Annotated in this window: 19 protein-coding genes; 3 read left to right on the forward strand and 16 right to left on the reverse strand. The window is 63.6% G+C overall.

Going from position 1 to position 17119, the window contains the following annotated elements; translation table 11 throughout:
* Nucleotides 1-12: 12 nt before the first annotated feature.
* The 16 genes from N8I74_RS13840 to gyrA form a co-directional block, all read right to left on the reverse strand.
* Nucleotides 13-567 (reverse strand): hypoxanthine-guanine phosphoribosyltransferase, encoded by a 555-nt coding sequence (locus N8I74_RS13840; protein WP_263123693.1) that lies wholly within the window; start codon nucleotides 565-567, stop codon nucleotides 13-15.
* Between the two features lie 25 nt (nucleotides 568-592).
* Nucleotides 593-1147 (reverse strand): adenine phosphoribosyltransferase, encoded by a 555-nt coding sequence (locus tag N8I74_RS13845; protein WP_263123694.1) that lies wholly within the window; start codon nucleotides 1145-1147, stop codon nucleotides 593-595.
* Nucleotides 1148-1157: 10 nt separating this feature from the next.
* Nucleotides 1158-2450, reverse strand: coding sequence for an NCS2 family permease (locus N8I74_RS13850; RefSeq protein WP_263123695.1), 1293 nt, complete (start codon nucleotides 2448-2450; stop codon nucleotides 1158-1160).
* Nucleotides 2451-2516: 66 nt separating this feature from the next.
* Entirely contained in the window at nucleotides 2517-3083 is a 567-nt protein-coding gene (locus N8I74_RS13855) for a TMEM165/GDT1 family protein (RefSeq protein WP_263123696.1), read from the reverse strand.
* Between the two features lie 239 nt (nucleotides 3084-3322).
* Nucleotides 3323-3820 (reverse strand): low molecular weight protein-tyrosine-phosphatase, encoded by a 498-nt coding sequence (locus N8I74_RS13860; RefSeq protein WP_263123697.1) that lies wholly within the window; start codon nucleotides 3818-3820, stop codon nucleotides 3323-3325.
* 203 nt (nucleotides 3821-4023) lie between these two features.
* On the reverse strand, nucleotides 4024-4884 hold the full coding sequence (locus N8I74_RS13865) for a Tim44 domain-containing protein (RefSeq protein WP_263123698.1): 861 nt from the start codon (nucleotides 4882-4884) through the stop codon (nucleotides 4024-4026).
* A 109-nt stretch (nucleotides 4885-4993) separates the two neighbouring features.
* Nucleotides 4994-5200, reverse strand: a complete 207-nt coding sequence (locus N8I74_RS13870) for a hypothetical protein (protein ID WP_263123699.1) — start codon at nucleotides 5198-5200, stop codon at nucleotides 4994-4996.
* A 197-nt stretch (nucleotides 5201-5397) separates the two neighbouring features.
* Complete coding sequence (gene hisC, locus N8I74_RS13875) at nucleotides 5398-6498, reverse strand: histidinol-phosphate transaminase (protein ID WP_263123700.1); 1101 nt, start codon at nucleotides 6496-6498, stop codon at nucleotides 5398-5400.
* 130 nt (nucleotides 6499-6628) lie between these two features.
* A complete protein-coding gene (locus tag N8I74_RS13880; protein WP_263123701.1) occupies nucleotides 6629-7216 on the reverse strand; it encodes an LOG family protein in 588 nt (195 codons plus the stop codon).
* Between the two features lie 108 nt (nucleotides 7217-7324).
* Nucleotides 7325-8401, reverse strand: a complete 1077-nt coding sequence (gene pheA, locus N8I74_RS13885; RefSeq protein ID WP_263123702.1) for a prephenate dehydratase — start codon at nucleotides 8399-8401, stop codon at nucleotides 7325-7327.
* 4 nt (nucleotides 8402-8405) lie between these two features.
* A complete protein-coding gene (locus tag N8I74_RS13890) occupies nucleotides 8406-8609 on the reverse strand; it encodes a DUF6677 family protein (protein WP_263123703.1) in 204 nt (67 codons plus the stop codon).
* Between the two features lie 16 nt (nucleotides 8610-8625).
* Nucleotides 8626-9705, reverse strand: a complete 1080-nt coding sequence (serC, locus tag N8I74_RS13895) for a 3-phosphoserine/phosphohydroxythreonine transaminase (RefSeq protein WP_263123704.1) — start codon at nucleotides 9703-9705, stop codon at nucleotides 8626-8628.
* 25 nt (nucleotides 9706-9730) lie between these two features.
* Nucleotides 9731-10288 carry a DUF2059 domain-containing protein gene (locus N8I74_RS13900; RefSeq protein WP_263123705.1) on the reverse strand — a complete coding sequence of 186 codons (558 nt, stop codon included), beginning with the start codon at nucleotides 10286-10288 and terminating at the stop codon, nucleotides 9731-9733.
* A gap of 37 nt (nucleotides 10289-10325) precedes the next feature.
* Complete coding sequence (locus N8I74_RS13905) at nucleotides 10326-10766, reverse strand: PaaI family thioesterase (protein WP_263123706.1); 441 nt, start codon at nucleotides 10764-10766, stop codon at nucleotides 10326-10328.
* Nucleotides 10763-11200, reverse strand: a complete 438-nt coding sequence (locus tag N8I74_RS13910; protein ID WP_263123707.1) for a PaaI family thioesterase — start codon at nucleotides 11198-11200, stop codon at nucleotides 10763-10765. Before N8I74_RS13910 ends, N8I74_RS13905 begins: the two co-directional genes overlap by 4 nt.
* A 17-nt stretch (nucleotides 11201-11217) precedes the next feature.
* Nucleotides 11218-13848, reverse strand: a complete 2631-nt coding sequence (gene gyrA, locus N8I74_RS13915; RefSeq protein ID WP_263123708.1) for a DNA gyrase subunit A — start codon at nucleotides 13846-13848, stop codon at nucleotides 11218-11220.
* Nucleotides 13849-14173: 325 nt separating this feature from the next.
* Between gyrA and N8I74_RS19365 the strand changes: the two genes are divergently transcribed.
* The 3 genes from N8I74_RS19365 (at nucleotide 14174) to N8I74_RS13930 (ending at nucleotide 16968) form a co-directional block, all read left to right on the forward strand.
* Nucleotides 14174-14884, forward strand: coding sequence for an OmpA family protein (locus tag N8I74_RS19365; protein ID WP_308445859.1), 711 nt, complete (start codon nucleotides 14174-14176; stop codon nucleotides 14882-14884).
* Nucleotides 14885-14965: 81 nt separating this feature from the next.
* Entirely contained in the window at nucleotides 14966-15589 is a 624-nt protein-coding gene (lolA, locus tag N8I74_RS13925) for an outer membrane lipoprotein chaperone LolA (RefSeq protein WP_263123709.1), read from the forward strand.
* A 77-nt stretch (nucleotides 15590-15666) separates the two neighbouring features.
* The gene (locus N8I74_RS13930) at nucleotides 15667-16968 is read left to right on the forward strand and encodes a replication-associated recombination protein A (RefSeq protein ID WP_263123710.1); all 1302 of its coding nucleotides are present in this window, start codon (nucleotides 15667-15669) and stop codon (nucleotides 16966-16968) included.
* The last annotated feature ends 151 nt before the right edge of the window (nucleotides 16969-17119 follow it).

Consider the following 17119-nt stretch of genomic DNA (forward strand, 5'->3'; position numbering starts at 1 on the left):
GTCGGCGCCGTGCTACAGCCCCTTCACCGCGTAGATGGCAAGCGTGTTACGCCAGTAGCCCTGGTAGTCCATGCCGCAGCCGAACAGGAAGCGGTCCTCCACCGAAAGGCCGACGAAATCGGCGGTCACGCCGGGTGCCTTGCGGTCGTGGCGCTTGTCGATCAGCACCGCCACCAGCACCTCCTTGGCCCCCTGGCGCTTGCAGTAGTCGATCACCGCCGCCAGCGTATGCCCCTCGTCGAGGATGTCGTCGATGATCACCACACTGCGGCCCTTGAGCTCCTCGGTCGGCGGCACCTTCCAGTTGAGCGCGCCACCGCACGTTTCCTGCCGGTAGCGCGTGGCATGCAGGTAGGAGCACTCCAATGGAAAGCGCAACCGGGGCAGCAGGTGCCCGGCCACGATCAGACCGCCGTTCATGATCGTGTAGACGATGGGATTGCTGCTGGCGAGGCGCTCGGTCATCGCGGCGGCCATCGCGTCGAGCGCGGCGAGCACTTCGGCCTCCTGGTGCAGGCAATCGGCATTTTCGATGATGGTCAGGGCTTCGGGCAGTTCCAGCGTCATGCTTTTTCCTGTTGGCAAGGGCGGCTCAATGGCCAGCGAAGTCGCAGATGGTGTAGAGCGGGATATGCTTTTCGGCGATCAACCTGGAGCCGCCGAGCTCCGGCAGATCGATGATGGCGGCAGCCTCCACGACAGTGGCGCCCAACCGTTGCAGCAGCTTGGCGGCGGCGATCATGGTGCCGCCGGTGGCCACCAGATCGTCGATCAGCAACACCCGGTCCCCGGGCTTGCAGGCGTCCGCATGGATCTCGACGGTGGCCGAGCCATATTCCAGCTCGTATTCCTCTGCCTCGGTCAGATAAGGCAGCTTGCCCTTCTTGCGGATCGGCACGAAACCCAGATTGAGTTCGTAGGCGACTACGGAACCCAGGATGAAACCGCGCGCGTCCACGCCGGCAACGAAGTCAAGCGTCATGTCCATATAGCGGTGCACAAAGGTGTCCACCAGCAGCCGGAAGCTCTTGGGGTCCTGCAACAGCGGCGTGATGTCGCGGAACATCACGCCCGGCTCCGGCCAATCCGGCACCGTGCGGATGCGGGACCGCAGATAGTCGGCATACCACGGCTTGGGATCACTCATGCCGGATCTCTCAAGGGAAGAAAGCGAACTTGACCACCCACAGCGCAGCAATCACCACCACCGCCGGGGTCAGATCGCGCCATCGGCCTGCCAGCAGCTTGACCATCACATAGCTGATGAAACCGAACGCGATACCGTCGGCGATCGAGAAGGTGAACGGCATGGCCAGTGCGGTCATCACCGCCGGTGCCGATTCGGTCAGGTCACCCCACTCGATCTCCGCCAGCCCCCGGGCCATCAGCACCGCCACATAACACAATGCCGGCGCGGTCGCGTAGGCGGGCACTGTCGCCGCCAGCGGCGACAGGAACAGCGCCGCCAGGAACAGCAATGCCACCACCACGGCCGTCAGACCGGTGCGCCCGCCCACCGCGGTACCCGCGGCCGATTCGATATACGCAGTGGTCGACGAGGTGCCCATCGCGGCACCGGCCGAGATCGCCACCGAATCGGCCAGCAGGGCCTTCTTCAGCCGCGGCAGCTTGCCGTCCTTGTCCAGCAACCCGGCGCGGTGCGATACCCCGACCAGCGTGCCGGTGGTATCGAACAGATCGACGAAGAAGAACACGAACACCACGCCCAGCAAGCCGACGTTGAGCGCGCTGGCGATATCCATCTGCATCAGCGTGGGCGCCAGCGAGGGCGGCGGCGAAAACACGCCCTTGAACTCGGACAGCCCGAGCGCCACCGACAGCACGGTCACGGTCAGGATGCCGATGATGATCGACCCGTGCACGCGGCGGTATTCCAGCGCCACGATCAGAAAGAAGCCGAAGATCGCCAGCAGCGTGGTCGGTGCGTGGATACGGCCCAAGGTCACCAGGGTTTCCGGGTGGCTGACGATCACGCCGGCATTCTTGAGCGCGATGATGGCAAGAAAGAAGCCCACCCCTGCCGAAATCGCAAACTTCAGCGACTGCGGGATGGCGTTGACGATGGCCTCACGCACCTTGAACAGGCTGACGGCCAGGAAGATGATGCCCGAGAGGAACACCGCACCCAGCGCCACCTGCCACGGCACGCCCATGCCCTTGACCACGGTGAAGGTGAAATAGGCGTTCAAGCCCATGCCGGGCGCGAGTGCGATCGGATAGTTGGCCACCAGCCCCATGATGGCGGTGCCCAATGCCGCCGCGAGGCAGGTGGCGACGAACACCGCGTTGAAATCCATGCCGGTGAGCGACAGGATGCCCGGGTTGACAAAGACGATATAGGCCATCGTCAGGAACGTGGTGAAGCCGGCCAACACCTCGGTACGCACGGTGGTACCGTGTTCCTTTAGCCTGAAAAACGATTCCAGCATCCGGTTTCTCTCCCCGCGGAACTTCTGATCTATTTGTCGGTTGGTTACCAGAAACCTGTCTGCACGCTAGACGCCCACCTGCGCCAGCGCAAGCACGCCCAGCACCGCAAACACCGCTGCGGCCGCAAACCGCACGTAGCGCAGCAGGCCAAGACGCGCCGAGAGCCACCGTCCCAGCCATACAGCGGGCACATTGGCGATCATCATGCCGGCGGTGGTGCCGACCACCACGACCCACAACGGCGAGTATTTCACAGCCAGGGCAATTGTGGCGACTTGGGTCTTATCCCCAATCTCGGCCAGGAAGAAGGCGACCGTGGTGGTCAGAAACGCACCCCGGGCCTTGACCGGCGTGGCGTTCTCATCGATTTGATCCGGAATACAGGCCCATAGGGCAATGGCCAGAAAGCCGATGCCGACGATCCAGCGCACGATGACCGGATCGACCAGCGCAGCCAGCCACTGGCCGAGCCAGGCGGCGGCAAAATGATTGAGCAAGGTGGCGACCAGCACGCCGGCGACGATGGGCCATGGGCGGCCGAACCGTGCGGCGAGGATCAGCGCCAGCAACTGGGTCTTGTCGCCGATCTCGGCCAGCGCGACCACGCCGGTGCAAAGCAGGAATGCATCCATAAGCGGCTCCAGGGGGCAGGCAGGACGAGGCCGCGCGCGGCTGCCCCCGGAGCACCGTGCACGTCCTCAGGTCTTGCCAGGCGCCGATGCGCCGGATGCGCCACGGGCGATTGCCCGAGTATGTTGACGCCTCCATCCGCTGCGGATCGCTCCACGCGGTCGGCTACTCCCCCGAAGGAGTAAAGCGCGCCAGTCTAGCCAAGCCCCCTTGCCAGCGCAATCGCGAATGTTGTCCTGGATCAGTGTTGCAGCACCAACTGCTCACGTACGTGCGCAAGCAGGCCGGCGCAGCCGTCCTCCACCAGGTCGAGCACGTGCTCGAACCCTTCGGCACCGCCATAGTAGGGGTCCGGCACCTCGCGTTCACCATGCCGGGTGGCGAACTCCAGGAACAGCCTGACCTTGTGCCGGTACGCAGCCGGACACTGACGCTGCAGCAACGCCAAGTGTCCCCGATCCATCGCCAGCACCAGATCGAAACGGGCGAAATCGCCGGATGCCACTTCGCGCGCGCGTAGGCTGCACAGGTCATAACCGCGCTTGACCGCATGCGCCTGGGTGCGGCGGTCGGGCGCTTCACCGATGTGGTAGTCATGCGTGCCGGCCGAATCGACTTCCACCCTGTCCTGCAGGCCGGCCTGCCGTACGAGATGACGCAACACACCGTCTGCGGTGGGGCTGCGGCATATGTTGCCGGTGCAGATGAACAATACCGAGAATCTTTCCTTTTTTATCATGATGTTATCCATCAAATCGGAGCACTCTCATCTATTAGAACACGTCAAATCGCGTTCAAATGAATCAATACCTTGGCTATCCATCGTTGACCCGCCTGGGTTTGGAGAAGAGGCACCGGGAATGCCCGGCTCCACTTGGCCCAAAGCCCAAAAGAAAACGGCCCGCGCCGGATGGCAAGCGGGCCGTTGCTCATCAGGCCAGATCAGATGTTCTGCTGGATCCCGGCCACCACCCAGCCGTGCCGGCCGTCGTGCGGCTTGGTCAGGTGCCAGGTTTCGTCGAACGGCGTGGGCGCCGCATTCCGCTCCTCGCGGATCAACCCCGAGAAGCGCACGCTGGTGACATAGCGCGGCCCTTCGTCGACGCATTCGATCACCTGGGCATGCAGCTCCACCACGTCGGTGGTCTGCGGCACGGTGCCACGCTCGGCCAACTGCAGCTTCACCTCTGCGAACATCTCGGGCGATGTGAAGGTCCGAATGTCTTCCAAATCGCCCGCATCATAAGCAGCCTGCAACCGGATGAAGTTTCGCTTGGCTTCGCGTGCAAAGCCTTCGCCATCAAAGCCAGGGGGCAAGGAAGGGGTAGCGAATGCGGACGCGCCGCCTGCTCCGCCAGCCAGGCCCGCGGTAGGCATCACCGGGTCCTTGGCGGCGCCAGGCATCGGCGCCAATTGCGCGGGGCCTGCTGCGTATTGCAGCGGTGGCGCACTACGCGGCTGTGCACGTCGCATCAGCCAGCGCACCACCAGCACCACCGCCAGCACCAGGAGCGCCAGCATCACGAAATTGGCGAAGCCTTCGCCAAGGCCCAGATGGGAGAACAATGCCGCCAGCCCCAAGCCGGCCGCCAGGCCGGCAATGGGGCCGAGCCAGGAATTCTTGCGGGGCGTCGCGCCGACCGGCTGTTGCGGGCGGACCGGCGCCTGGTCGACATTGCGCTGTGGCGCGGTGCGCTGCATGCCCGAAGACTTGCCGCCGCCAAAACGCCGGGCCTCGGCATCCTCGGCAATCGCACCCAGCCCGACCAGCATGGCAAAGACGGCAATCAATAAACGTTTCATCTCGACGGATCTCCCTGCTCAACTCTGATTTTCCAACCGCTGGCAGCGGTGGCTGCCATCGGACCTTGCCCCATCAGGATAGTTCATTCAGGCATGCGCGCGCACGCTGTCACGATGACCTTTCCGGGTCGTACAGTGTGCCTGTCTCATGGTCGAACGGCTTTTGCAGCGCCACATCTACGCGGTGCACGCCGGGCAGTGCATCCGGTACAGACAGGATGCGTGCATGCAAGGCGCGGTGCCAGGACAGATCCGCCTGCTCCGGGAACACACGACGCCAGGCAACGGCGCGCCGCAGCGCAAGATTCAGATCCATGATCGCCTCCTATGCAAACCCACTGAGCGCGGGCGCGCGGCACCATCAATATCGGGGCCGGTGCACCCACATGGGGACCCCGGCGTCGAATGGCGGCACCGCACGTCAAAGTCTGCCGCGAAGATCGGGGGACAGAGTCTGAGAGCATGGACGAGCGCCTGGCGTTCAGCTTGCCCGATCGCCGGTCTCCTGGCCCCTCAGTCCCCCAGCGCCTCTTCCAGCACGGCGATGAAACGGGCGTTCTCATCGGGCAGGCCGATCGAGACGCGCAACGAATCGGGCATGCCGTAACCGGCCAACGGGCGCACGATCACCCCGCGTTCCAGCATGAAGCGGTTCAGCGCCGGCGCATCGCCACAGTGGAACGTCACGAAGTTGGCCACACTGGGAATGAAGCTCAACCCGAGCCGGACCAAGGCGCTGGTCACTTGCTGCATGCCATCGTTGTTCAGGCGCACCGAGTCGGCGAGGAATACCGAGTCATCGAGCGCGGCGCAGGCGGCGACCTGAGCGAGCAGATTGACATTGAACGGCTGCCGGACGCGATTGAGGATATCGGCCACGGCGGGGCTCGCCAGGCCGAAGCCGACACGCAGCCCCGCAAGGCCGTACGCCTTGGAGAAGGTACGTACCACGATCAGATTGGGAAAACGGCTCAGCCAATGCAGCGAATCGCTGCGCCTCTCGCGCGGCAGGTATTCGGTGTAGGCCTCGTCCAGCACCACCAGCACGTCTTGCGGGCAACCTTCGAGAAACTCCACCAGATCGCCGGGCCGGGCCAGCGTTCCGGTCGGATTGTTGGGGTTGGCGATCCAGACGATCTTGGTCCCAGGGCGGATGGCCTCGCGCATCGCGGCCAGATCGTGCCCGTAGTCCTGCGCACGTACTTCGATGCCGCCGGCGCCACATGCCTGGGTGACCAGGGGATACACCGCGAACGCATACTGGGAATACACCGAGGAGTCGGCTGGGGTCAGGAAGGCACGCGCAATCAGCTCAAGCACATCATTGGAGCCGTTGCCAAGTACGATGCACTCGGGCGCCACCCCGAATTTCTGGGCGATCCTGGCCTTGAGCTCGAAACCGTTGCCGTCCGGATAGCGCGCCGACTCGGCCAACGTGCGTTCCACCGCGGCACGTGCCAGCGGGCTCATGCCCAGCGGATTTTCATTGGAGGCCAGCTTGATGATGCGGGCCGGGTCCAGATTCATCTCACGCGCCAGTTCCGCGATCGGTTTGCCAGGCTGGTAAGGGGCGATGGCGCGGACATGGTCCGGGGCAAGCTGCTGCAATGACATGATCGATCCGACGGGCAGGTGGAAAAACCGCCAGTGTACCGGGCGCCAGCGGTGCCGAACCAGCAGCGGCGTCACAGCCTGGCAGGCCCGCCCTTCCGGCGGCCAAGGGCACGCCAGCGATGACGCGCGGTCAGCCGCGTGCCGACACGTCGGTACGGCGCCAATGTCCCGGGCTAGCCGGTATGGCCGCCAAGGCCGCCAGCAGCGTGTCGGCAGAGCCTGCCAGCACCAGGCGCTCGACTTCGGCCGGCGCGACGAATCCTTGAGCTGCGGCATGACGCACGAACGCCAGCAAGGCATCGAAATACCCGGCCACGTTGAGCAGCCCGGCCGGTTTGCCATGCAGGCCGATCTGGGCCCAGGTCAGGATCTCGAACCACTCGTCCAACGTACCAAACCCACCCGGCATGGCGATGAAGGCATCGGCGAGCTCGACCATGCGCGCCTTGCGCGCGTGCATCGAGTCGACCACGATCAGCTCGCTCAAGCCGCCATGCGCCAACTCGCGCTCGACCATGAAATGCGGAATCACCCCGATCACGCGGCCGCCGGCGTGCAGCGCCGCATCGGCAAGCTCACCCATGAGCCCGACCCTGCCACCGCCGTACACCAGGGTACGCCCGCTTTGGGCAAGCATCGCACCCAGCGTGCGCGCCGCCACGGTGTAGATGGGTTCACCGCCATGCCGCGCCCCGCAGAAGACAGCCACATGTTGCATCCGGTCTCTCCTTACATCCAGGGTACCGCCCCACCCCGGCCATGCGGCCAGGTACACGATGGCGTTGGACTGCGTACCCGGCCGTCCTGTCGGGGACGACCGGCAAAACTAGAGCACTGCCTGCGGATAGCTGCCCAGCACCTTGACGAAGGCCGCCACCGCGCGCAGCTCGGACAGCGCATGCTGCAGCCCCGGTTCATCGGCATGGCCTTCCACGTCGACGAAGAACAGGTACTCCCATAATCCGGTACGGCTCGGGCGCGATTCGAACTTGGTCATCGATACCGCATGACGCGCCAGTGGCTCGACCAATGCATGCAGTGCGCCGGGGCGGTTGGAGGCCGAGAGCACGAGCGAGGTCTTATCGCGGCCCGACACCCCGGTCTGCTGCTGGCCCAGCACCAGGAAGCGCGTGGTGTTGTTCGGCTCGTCCTCGACATTCTGCGCCAGCTTGAACAGCCCGAAGCGCTCGGCCGCCGCATCGCCTGCCAGCGCCGCGGCATCCGGGTCCAGACTGGCCAGCCGGGCCGCCTCGGCATTGCTCGCCACCGAGATGCGCGCCACGTCGGCCGGCAGATTCTTGTTCAGCCATTCGTGGCATTGCGCCAGGCTTTGCGCATGCGAGTACACCCGGTTGATCCCCTGCTTGCCCTCGGCCGCGCGCAGCAGGTGGTGATGGATGCGCAACACCACCTCACCGCAGATCCTGAGCGGGGTGTTGACCATCAGATCCAGCGTGCGCCCGACGGCCCCCTCGGTTGAATTCTCGACCGGCGCGACCACATAGTCGGCCGCACCTGCCTCCACCGCGCGGAACGCCTCGTCGATCGATGCGCACGCCTGGGTCGTCGCTGCGTGGCCGAAATGCTTGATCGCCGCGGCCTGGCTGAAGGTGCCCTCCGGTCCCAGGAAGGCGATGGTCAGCGGCCGCTCCAGTGCAAGGCACGCCGACATGACTTCACGGAACAGCTTGGCCACGGTCTCGTCGGACAATGGCCCGCCGTTGAGCGACTTGATACGTGCAAGCACCTGCGCTTCCCGTTCCGGCCGGTAGACGACGCCGCCGCCCTTGATCTCGCCGATGGTGCGGGCGTGCCGGGCACGCGCGTTGAGCAGCTCCAGAATCCGTGCGTCGATGCCATCGATGGCATCGCGCTCCTGCTTGAGTCGTTGTTCCTGGTCCATAGGTCTATTTGTTCGGATCAAAAAGCGCGGCGTCGACGATCGACCACAGGTGGATCAGCCAGCCCAGCCAGATCACCCAGAGCACCGCCGCAAAGATGAACATCAGTGCAGCCTTGAGCACCCGCCCTTGCAGCAGCTGACCCAACCCCGGGATGAAGAAGCTTGCCAGCGCCGCCAGTACGTTGCCGCCCGAACCCTGTCCAGCCATGCCGACACCTCCGTCTTCAACCGTGCGTCTTCTCGAATTCACGCAGATAGTCGCACAACGCCTTCACGCCTTCGAGCGGCATGGCGTTGTAGATCGACGCCCGCATGCCGCCGACCGAGCGATGGCCTTTGAGCTGCAGCAGCCCACGCGCCTTGGCGCCTTCCAGGAAGGCATCATCCAGGCGGTCTTCGGTCAGGCGGAACGGCACGTTCATGCGCGACCGGTACGGCCTGTCCACTGGGCAATGGTAGAAGCCCGACGCATCCAGCGTCTCGTACAGCAGCGCGGCCTTCTCGATGTTGCGCTGAGCGATGCCGGCCAGACCGCCTTGTTCGAGCAGCCACTTGAACACAAGGCCGGCAACATAGATGGCGAAGGTGGGCGGCGTGTTGTAAAGCGAATCGGCCGCCGCATGCACCTGATAATCCAGCATGGTCGGCGTAGCGGCGCGCGCACGGCCCAGCAGGTCGTCGCGCACGATCGCCAGGGTCAGCCCCGACGGTCCGATGTTCTTCTGCGCGCCCGCATAAATCAGCCCGAAGCGCGAAACGTCCAGCGGCTGCGACAGGATGTTGGACGACATGTCGCAGACGAGTGGTGCCTGCGATTGCGGCACGAACGGAAACTCGACGCCACCGATGGTCTCATTCGAGCAATAGTGCAGATATGCCGCCTTGCTGCTGTGCTGCCACTGCGCCTCATCAGGAATCGAGGTGAAACGACCGGCCTCGCCGCTCGCCACGACGTGCACGTTCGCGTAGCGGCGGGCCTCCTTGATCGCGATCCTGGACCAGTGGCCGGTATCGACATAGTCGACCGTGTCGCCTTCCTGGGCTAGATTGAGCGGCACCATGGCGAAATGGAAGTGCGCGCCCCCTTGCATGAAGAGCACGGTGTAGTCCGATGGCAGCGCCAGCAGCTTGCGCAGGTCCGCCTCGGCCTCGGTGATGATCTGCGTGAACTCGCGGCCGCGATGACTCATTTCCATCACGCTCATGCCGGTGCCATGCCAGTCGGTCAGCTCGGCCTGGGCAGCCAGCATGACTTCGCGCGGCAGTACCGCCGGGCCGGAGCTGAAGTTGTACACCTGGGTCATCACGTTCTCCTGTGCTGTGGCAACGTTACTTGGCAGCCTTGACCTTGGCGGCCAGCGCCTCGAATTCCTTCTGGATCTCCGGCGCCAGGCTTTGCATCTGCGCCTGTACCCGGGGCATGGTCTTTTGCATCGTCATGCGCATGATCTCGGGCAGCTTGGTCAGCGTCTTCTGCCCGGTAGGCGTGCGATAGAACGTGGCAATGTCCCGGATCTCGTCGGCGGTGAAATGCTCGGCCATCACGTCGATGGTCAAGGCTTGCGTCTCGCTGTACGGCAATGCCGCATCGATACGCACCCGGACCATCGCAGTCACGCGCTTGGACAACGCGGGCAGCTCCTGCTCGAGCACCGCACGCTGCGCAGCACTCATCTTGACACTGCCGAACACTTGGCGGGTCTGCTGCGACAGCATCACCGGCAGCTCACTCAGCAACGACTTCAAGGTGTCTTCGTGCACCTTGCGATAGTTCATCACCTCCAGCAGCTGCTGCGCCTCGGCGCGGGCATCCTCGTTCGCCGCCAGTGCCGGAAGGGCGGCAAGGCAGGCGGCGGCAAATATCGTGGCACGGATCAGGCGACGCATCGCAACTCCTTGGATGGGAAACAGTTTGGCAACGGCATCAGGACAGCAGAAAGTGAGCGCGGGCGGCCGCGACCGGTTTATCCGGATCGTCCTGCCAGGCGCTCATCAGCACGTTGGCGACCCGCTTGCCCTGGCGCACGATCTCGCAGCGGCCGTACAGGGCCTGCGGCTTGCCACTGCGCAGATAATCGATCGAAAAGTCGATCACCTTGGGCACGCGGGTGGTATCGGTGGCAGCAAGGAGCGTGAAGATGGCGGCGTTCTCCAGAAAACCGCCGATCACGCCGCCGTGCAGCGCGGGCAGGAGCACATTGCCGATATTCGATGCCTGGAACGGCAGCGTGAACAGCAGGCCATCGCCGGTCTGGGCCATGGTCATGCCGATAGTGCGGGCATAGGGAATCGCCTGCAGCACCGCTTGGTAGTCGCCGCTGGCGCGCGCCTGCTGCCAGCATTGCTTGATCTGCAGGTCGGTCATGCCGCCCCTCCGACCGCGGTACGCATGAAGGTGCCGACACCGTGCGCGATCTCGCGCTCACCCTGATAGGCCAACGCACGCGTGAAGGCGATCTGGCCCGTCAACCGATAGCACTCGGCGCGACACAGGATGGGCTCGTCAGGCTTGGCCGCCCGCAGATAGTCGATGCGCAGATCGAGCGTGGCCACGCTTTCCGGCTGATCGAGCAGGGTGTAGATGCAGGTGCCGCTCGCGGTATCGATCAGCGTCGTCACCGCACCGCCATGGACCACGCCCGACTCGGGATCGCCGATGATCCCTTCGGAATACGGCAGCTTGAGCAAGACCCAGCCGGCGTCGGCCGCCACGTATTCCAGGCCCAGCGCCCGGCAATGCGGCAGGGTCATGAACCATTGGTAGAGCTGTTCGAAGAACGGCGGATGGGCGACGGACATGGCAACCGGGCCCGCGATCAGGCGTCGCCGCCGGTTTCTGGTTGATCGGGCGCCTGGCCATCGAGCATTTCCTGGCCATCGAGCATTTCGGGCGGGCTTTCCTCCTCGCTCTCGGCCACCTTCTGCAAGCCCGAAAGCTTCTCGCCCTCGTCCAGATTGATCAGACGTACGCCTTGCGCGGCGCGGCCGGTCTCACGGATCTCAGATACGCGGGTGCGGATCAGCACCCCGCCCGTCGTAATCAGCATCAGGTGGTCCGATTCCTCGACCAGCGTAGCGGCCACGAGCTTGCCGTTGCGCTCGCCGGTATCGATGGCGATCACGCCTTGCGTACCGCGGCTGGTAAGCCGGTAGTCGCCGATCGGGGTGCGCTTGCCGTAACCGTTCTCGGTCGCGGTGAGCACCTGCTGCTGCTCGTTCCCCGCCACCAGCAGCGAGATCACCCGCTGGCCGGATTGCAGCGCCATGCCACGTACCCCGGTGGCCGCCCGGCCCATCGCCCGCACATCGGTTTCGACAAAGCGCACCGACTTGCCGGTATCGGAGAACAACATCACTTGATCGCCACCCTGGGTCAGTGCCACACCGATCAGATCGTCGCCGTCTTCGATGTTGATGGCGATGATGCCCTTTCTCATCGGACGCGAATAATCGGTGAGCGGTGTCTTCTTGACCGTCCCGTTGGCGGTGGCCATGAACACATACTGGTCGTCGCGGAACTCCTTGACCGGCAGCACGGCGCTGATCTTCTCGCCGTCCTGCAATGGCAGCAGGTTGAGGATGGGCTTGCCACGGCTGGTACGCCCGCCCTGTGGCAGTTCATAGACCTTGAGCCAATACACCCGGCCCAGCGACGAGAAACACAGGATGTAGTTGTGGGTGTTGGCCACGAACAACTGGTCGATGAAGTCGTCGTCCTTGGTCGCCGCCGCCTGCTTGCCACGCCCGCCGCGCCGCTGCGCGCCGTACTCATCCATCGGCGTGGCTTTGATGTAACCGCCGTGGGTGAGCGTCACCACCATGTCCTGCGGCGTGATCAGGTCTTCGATGCACAGATCCTCGCCATGGGCGATGATCTCGGAGCGGCGCGTATCGCCGTACTGCTCCTTCACCTGGGCCAACTCGTCGGCGATGATCTGGGTGACCCGCTCGGGCCGCGCCAGGATGTCGAGCAGATCGACGATCCTGTCCATCACCTCGCGGTACTCGCCGACGATCTTGTCCTGCTCCAATCCGGTGAGACGCTGCAGACGCAATTCCAGGATGGCCTGCGCCTGCGCATCCGACAACAGATAGCCTCGCTCGCCCAGGCCGAACTCGGGCAACAGCCCATCGGGGCGGGAAGCGCTGATGTCGGTCCGTGCGAGCATCTCCTCGACCAACGTCGAGCGCCAGGCACGGCCCATCAGCGCCGCCTTGGCCTCGGGCGGCGTCGCGGCGGCCTTGATCAGCGCGATGATCTCATCCACGTTGGACAGCGCCACCGCGAGACCCTCAAGGATATGGCCGCGCTCGCGCGCCTTGCGCAATTCGAAGATGGTGCGGCGGTTGACCACCTCGCGCCGGTGCCGCAGGAAGCACTCGAGCACCTGTTTCAGGTTCAGCAGGCGCGGCTGGCCATCGACCAGCGCCACCATGTTGATGCCGAAGCTGTCCTGCAGCTGGGTATGCTTGTACAGATTGTTGAGTACCACGTCGGGCATTTCGCCGCGCTTGAGCTCGATGACCACACGCATGCCGGAACGATCCGATTCGTCGCGGATCTCCGAAATCCCCTCGAGCACCTTTTCGCGCACCAATTCGCCGATGCGCTCCAGCAGCTTGGCCTTGTTGACCTGGTAGGGCAGCTCGTCCACCACGATCATCTGTCGGTCCGCACTTCTGACAATCTCTTCGAAGTGGCAACGCGCACGCATCACCACGCGGCCGCGACCGGTGCGGTAACCCTCGCGTACGCCGGCCACGCCGTAGATGATCCCCGCGGTGGGGAAATCGGGGGCCGGGATCAGATCGATCAGCTCATCGACCCCCATCTCAGGCTGGGCAAGCAACGCCAGCGCGCCATCGATCACCTCGCCAAGATTGTGCGGCGGGATATTGGTCGCCATGCCCACGGCAATGCCGGACGAGCCGTTGACAAGCAGTGCCGGGATGCGTGTCGGCAGCACCGTCGGCTCCAGCTCCTTCTCATCGTAGTTGGGCGTGAAATCGACGGTTTCCTTATCGATATCGGCCAGCAGTTCGCCCGCAATGCGTGAGAGGCGGCACTCGGTATACCGATAGGCTGCGGCGAAATCGCCATCGATCGAGCCGAAATTACCCTGCCCGTCGATCAGCATGTAGCGCAACGAGAAATCCTGCGCCATCCGCACCAGCGCCTCATAAGCCGCGCTGTCGCCATGAGGATGGTATTTACCGAGGACATCCCCAATTACACGTGCACATTTCACATACGGTCTATTCCAGACGTTGTTACTCTCATGCATAGCGAACAGGATGCGGCGGTGTACCGGCTTCAGGCCATCGCGCACATCGGGCAACGCCCGCCCGACGATCACGCTCATGGCGTAATCCAGGTATGAACGACGCATTTCCTCTTCGAGACTGACAGGAATTGTTTCTTTGGCGAAGCTGGTATGTTCGGACATCTTTCAGGACCGTTAAGAGCGGGCTTTCGCGCAGATGGCGAAACGGGAGGAAGCCCCCAGGCCGCTTCGGGCGCGCGACAAGGAGGACATCTGCAAATAACCGAGGGCAAGTTTAACACGCGTCCGGAAGCGCTCCAATTTTGCGTACCGGCTCAGGAAAATTCACGGCGTCTTGATTTGCATACGGAAAAGTTAAGACACTAGAATATGCAACGTTACTGATTGATTGGATGGAACTTACTCGTATCCGTATCAATCGTTCTCACAAACCTAATAAGGCAGCTGTCTTGCCGGGCTTACAACGAAACTACTAAGGAGAAAAACTATGTTGTCGATCAAGCAAACCCTGACACGCCTTGCCGTGACCGCCGCGCTTGGCAGCGCCGCAACCGCCTTCGCCGCCACCGACGCCTACCTCACCAACAGCACCAACGTCAGCCCTTCCAATCCTGAGGGCGTGGTCAAGAACAGCATCACCGAATGCTGGCAGACCAGCTCCTGGAGCAAGGACAAGGCCGTCAAGGGCTGCGCGGGCTATGTCGAGCCGGTTGCCGCTCCGGCACCGGCCCCCGCTCCGGCCCCCGCTCCGGCTCCGGCCCCGGCACCCGCCCCGTCGGTGACGACCAAGAAGTTCACGCTGCAGGCCGAGGTGCTGTTCGACTTCAACAAGTCGGTGCTCAAGCCTTCGGGCAAGGACGCGCTTGACCAGCTGTACAACGAGGTTGCCAACCTGGATCCGAAGGAAGGCGCCGCCGTGGTGATCGGTCACACCGACCGCATCGGTTCGGACAAGTACAACATGGAGCTGGGCTATCGCCGTGCCAAGGCGGTGCAGGACTACATGATCTCCAAGGGTGCCCCGGCCGAACGCATCACCGCCGAATCGCGTGGTGAAAGCGCCCCGGTGACCGGCGATACCTGCGCCAAGGTCAAGCCGCGCGCCAAGCTGATCGAATGCCTGTCCCAGGATCGCCGTGTCGAGATCGAAATTCGCGGCACCCGCGAAGTGACCGAAACCAAGGCTGAAACCAAGTAAGCTTCGGCATGGTCAGAAAAGCCCCGCCTCAGGCGGGGCTTTTTACATGCGGCAATCACGCAGATCAGGAACAATGAACGGATGAAGAAATATCTCCTCACCCTTGCCCTGCCCTCATTTTTCTCGCTCGCCTGGCTTGAACCGGCCCGTGCGGACGCAGTCGCCATGCTCAAGAACACCTTGTCGAGCACGGTGACGCTGCAGGGACGTTTCACGCAGACGGTGACCCAGCAGAGCGGCAAGCCGCAGCAAAGCCAGGGCCAGTTCGCGATCCAGCGACCCGGCAAGTTCCGCTGGTCCTATCAGGCACCTTATGAACAGGTGATCGTCGGCGATGGCAGCTCAGTGTGGCTGTACGATCCGGACCTGCGCCAGGCCACGGTGAAAGCCTTCGGCAATGCGCTCGAATCGAGCCCCGCGGCGCTCTTGGCCGGCGACAATGCGCTGGAGGACAACTACACCTTCAAAACCCTGCCTGCCAAGGGCGGCCTCTCCTGGCTGGAAGCCCAACCCAAACGCGAGGACTCGGGATTCGCCAGTATCAAGCTGGGGATCAGGGCCGATCAGGTGCAGGAAATGGAATTGCTCGACCGTTTTGGACAAGTGACACGTATCCGCTTTGACGAGCTGCGGCGCAATGCCAAACTGGATGCGGCGTTGTTCCGCTTCACACCACCGAAGGGCGTCGACGTCGTTCGCGAGTGAGCGCATTGCCGATGGCACGGGGTCATTGCCGTCAAACCAGCCCCTTCCGCACTGTGTTCATGACAAAGGGATGAATCTTGGCTGATTTGTTCAGCGTATCGCCGGCCCCCCCCCTTGCTGAAGCGCTCAGACCGGCCACCCTTGGCGATGTGGTCGGTCAGACCCATCTTCTGGGCCCCGGCAAGCCATTGCGTCTCGCGTTCGAGGCCCGCAAGCCCCATTCGATGATCCTGTGGGGGCCACCCGGCGTCGGCAAGACCACCCTCGCCCGTCTGACAGCGCATGCGTTCGAATGCGAGTTCATCGCGCTTTCGGCGGTGTTTGCCGGAGTGAAGGACATCCGGGAAGCCATGGCCCAGGCCGAGCATTACCTGGCGCTGGGCAAACCGACCATCCTGTTCGTCGACGAGATCCATCGCTTCAACAAATCGCAGCAGGATGCGCTTTTGCCTTATGTGGAATCGGGCCTGGTCACCTTGATCGGCGCCACCACCGAAAATCCCTCGTTCGAGGTCAATTCGGCGTTGCTGTCGCGCGCGCAGGTCTATGTGCTCAAGCCGTTGAACGAAGAGGAACTGGGGCAGTTGCTTGTGCGCGCGCAGCAAGACGTGCTTGCGCACCTGCAGTTCGAGGAGCCGGCCGTTGCGACCTTGATCGGCTATGCCGACGGCGACGCGCGGCGCTTCCTCAATCTGCTTGAGCAATGCAATACCGCCGCGGGTGCGGCCGGCGTCGGGATCGTCACCGCCGAATTCGTGCAGAACGCGTTAACACTCAACGCGCGCCGCTTCGACAAGGGTGGGGACAATTTCTACGACCAGATCTCGGCATTGCACAAATCGGTGCGCGGCTCCCATCCCGATGCCGCCCTCTACTGGCTTATGCGGATGCTCGACGGCGGTGCCGACCCCCGCTATCTCTCCCGGCGCATCGTGCGCATGGCCTGGGAGGACATCGGGCTCGCCGACCCGAAGGCGTTGCAGATCGCCAACGAGGCTGCCACCACCTACGAACGGCTGGGCTCGCCCGAGGGTGAGCTGGCACTGGCCCAGGCCGTGCTCTATCTGGCGGTGGCGGCCAAGAGCAACGCCGGTTACAGCGCCTACAACCAGGCGCGTGCCTTCGTGAAGCAGGATGCTTCGCGCGAGGTGCCGGTGCATCTGCGCAATGCGCCGACCAGGCTGATGAAGGAATTGGGCTATGGCCATGAGTACCGCTACGCCCACGATGAACCGCATGCCTATGCCGCAGGGGAGACCTACCTGCCCGAAGGCATGCCGGAGCCGGGCTGGTATCAACCATCCCCCCGCGGTTTGGAAATCAAGATCGCGGAGAAAATGGCCTTCCTCAGACAGCTCGATGAGGACGCAAAGCGGTAGTCGCCCGTATGGCACGACGTGAAATTGTGCCGTTCCCGCTCGGCTTTGGCGCATATCAGCTGTGACCGCGTTGCCCATCCTGGAAGCGCGGCCCTGTTGCTGCACGCCAGGTCATTGATCGACCGATCCCATGTCGGCCCCGCCCCTCTGC

Origin of the sequence: Chitiniphilus purpureus (genome assembly GCF_025642115.1) — a bacterium.
GTDB lineage: Bacteria > Pseudomonadota > Gammaproteobacteria > Burkholderiales > Chitinibacteraceae > Chitiniphilus > Chitiniphilus purpureus.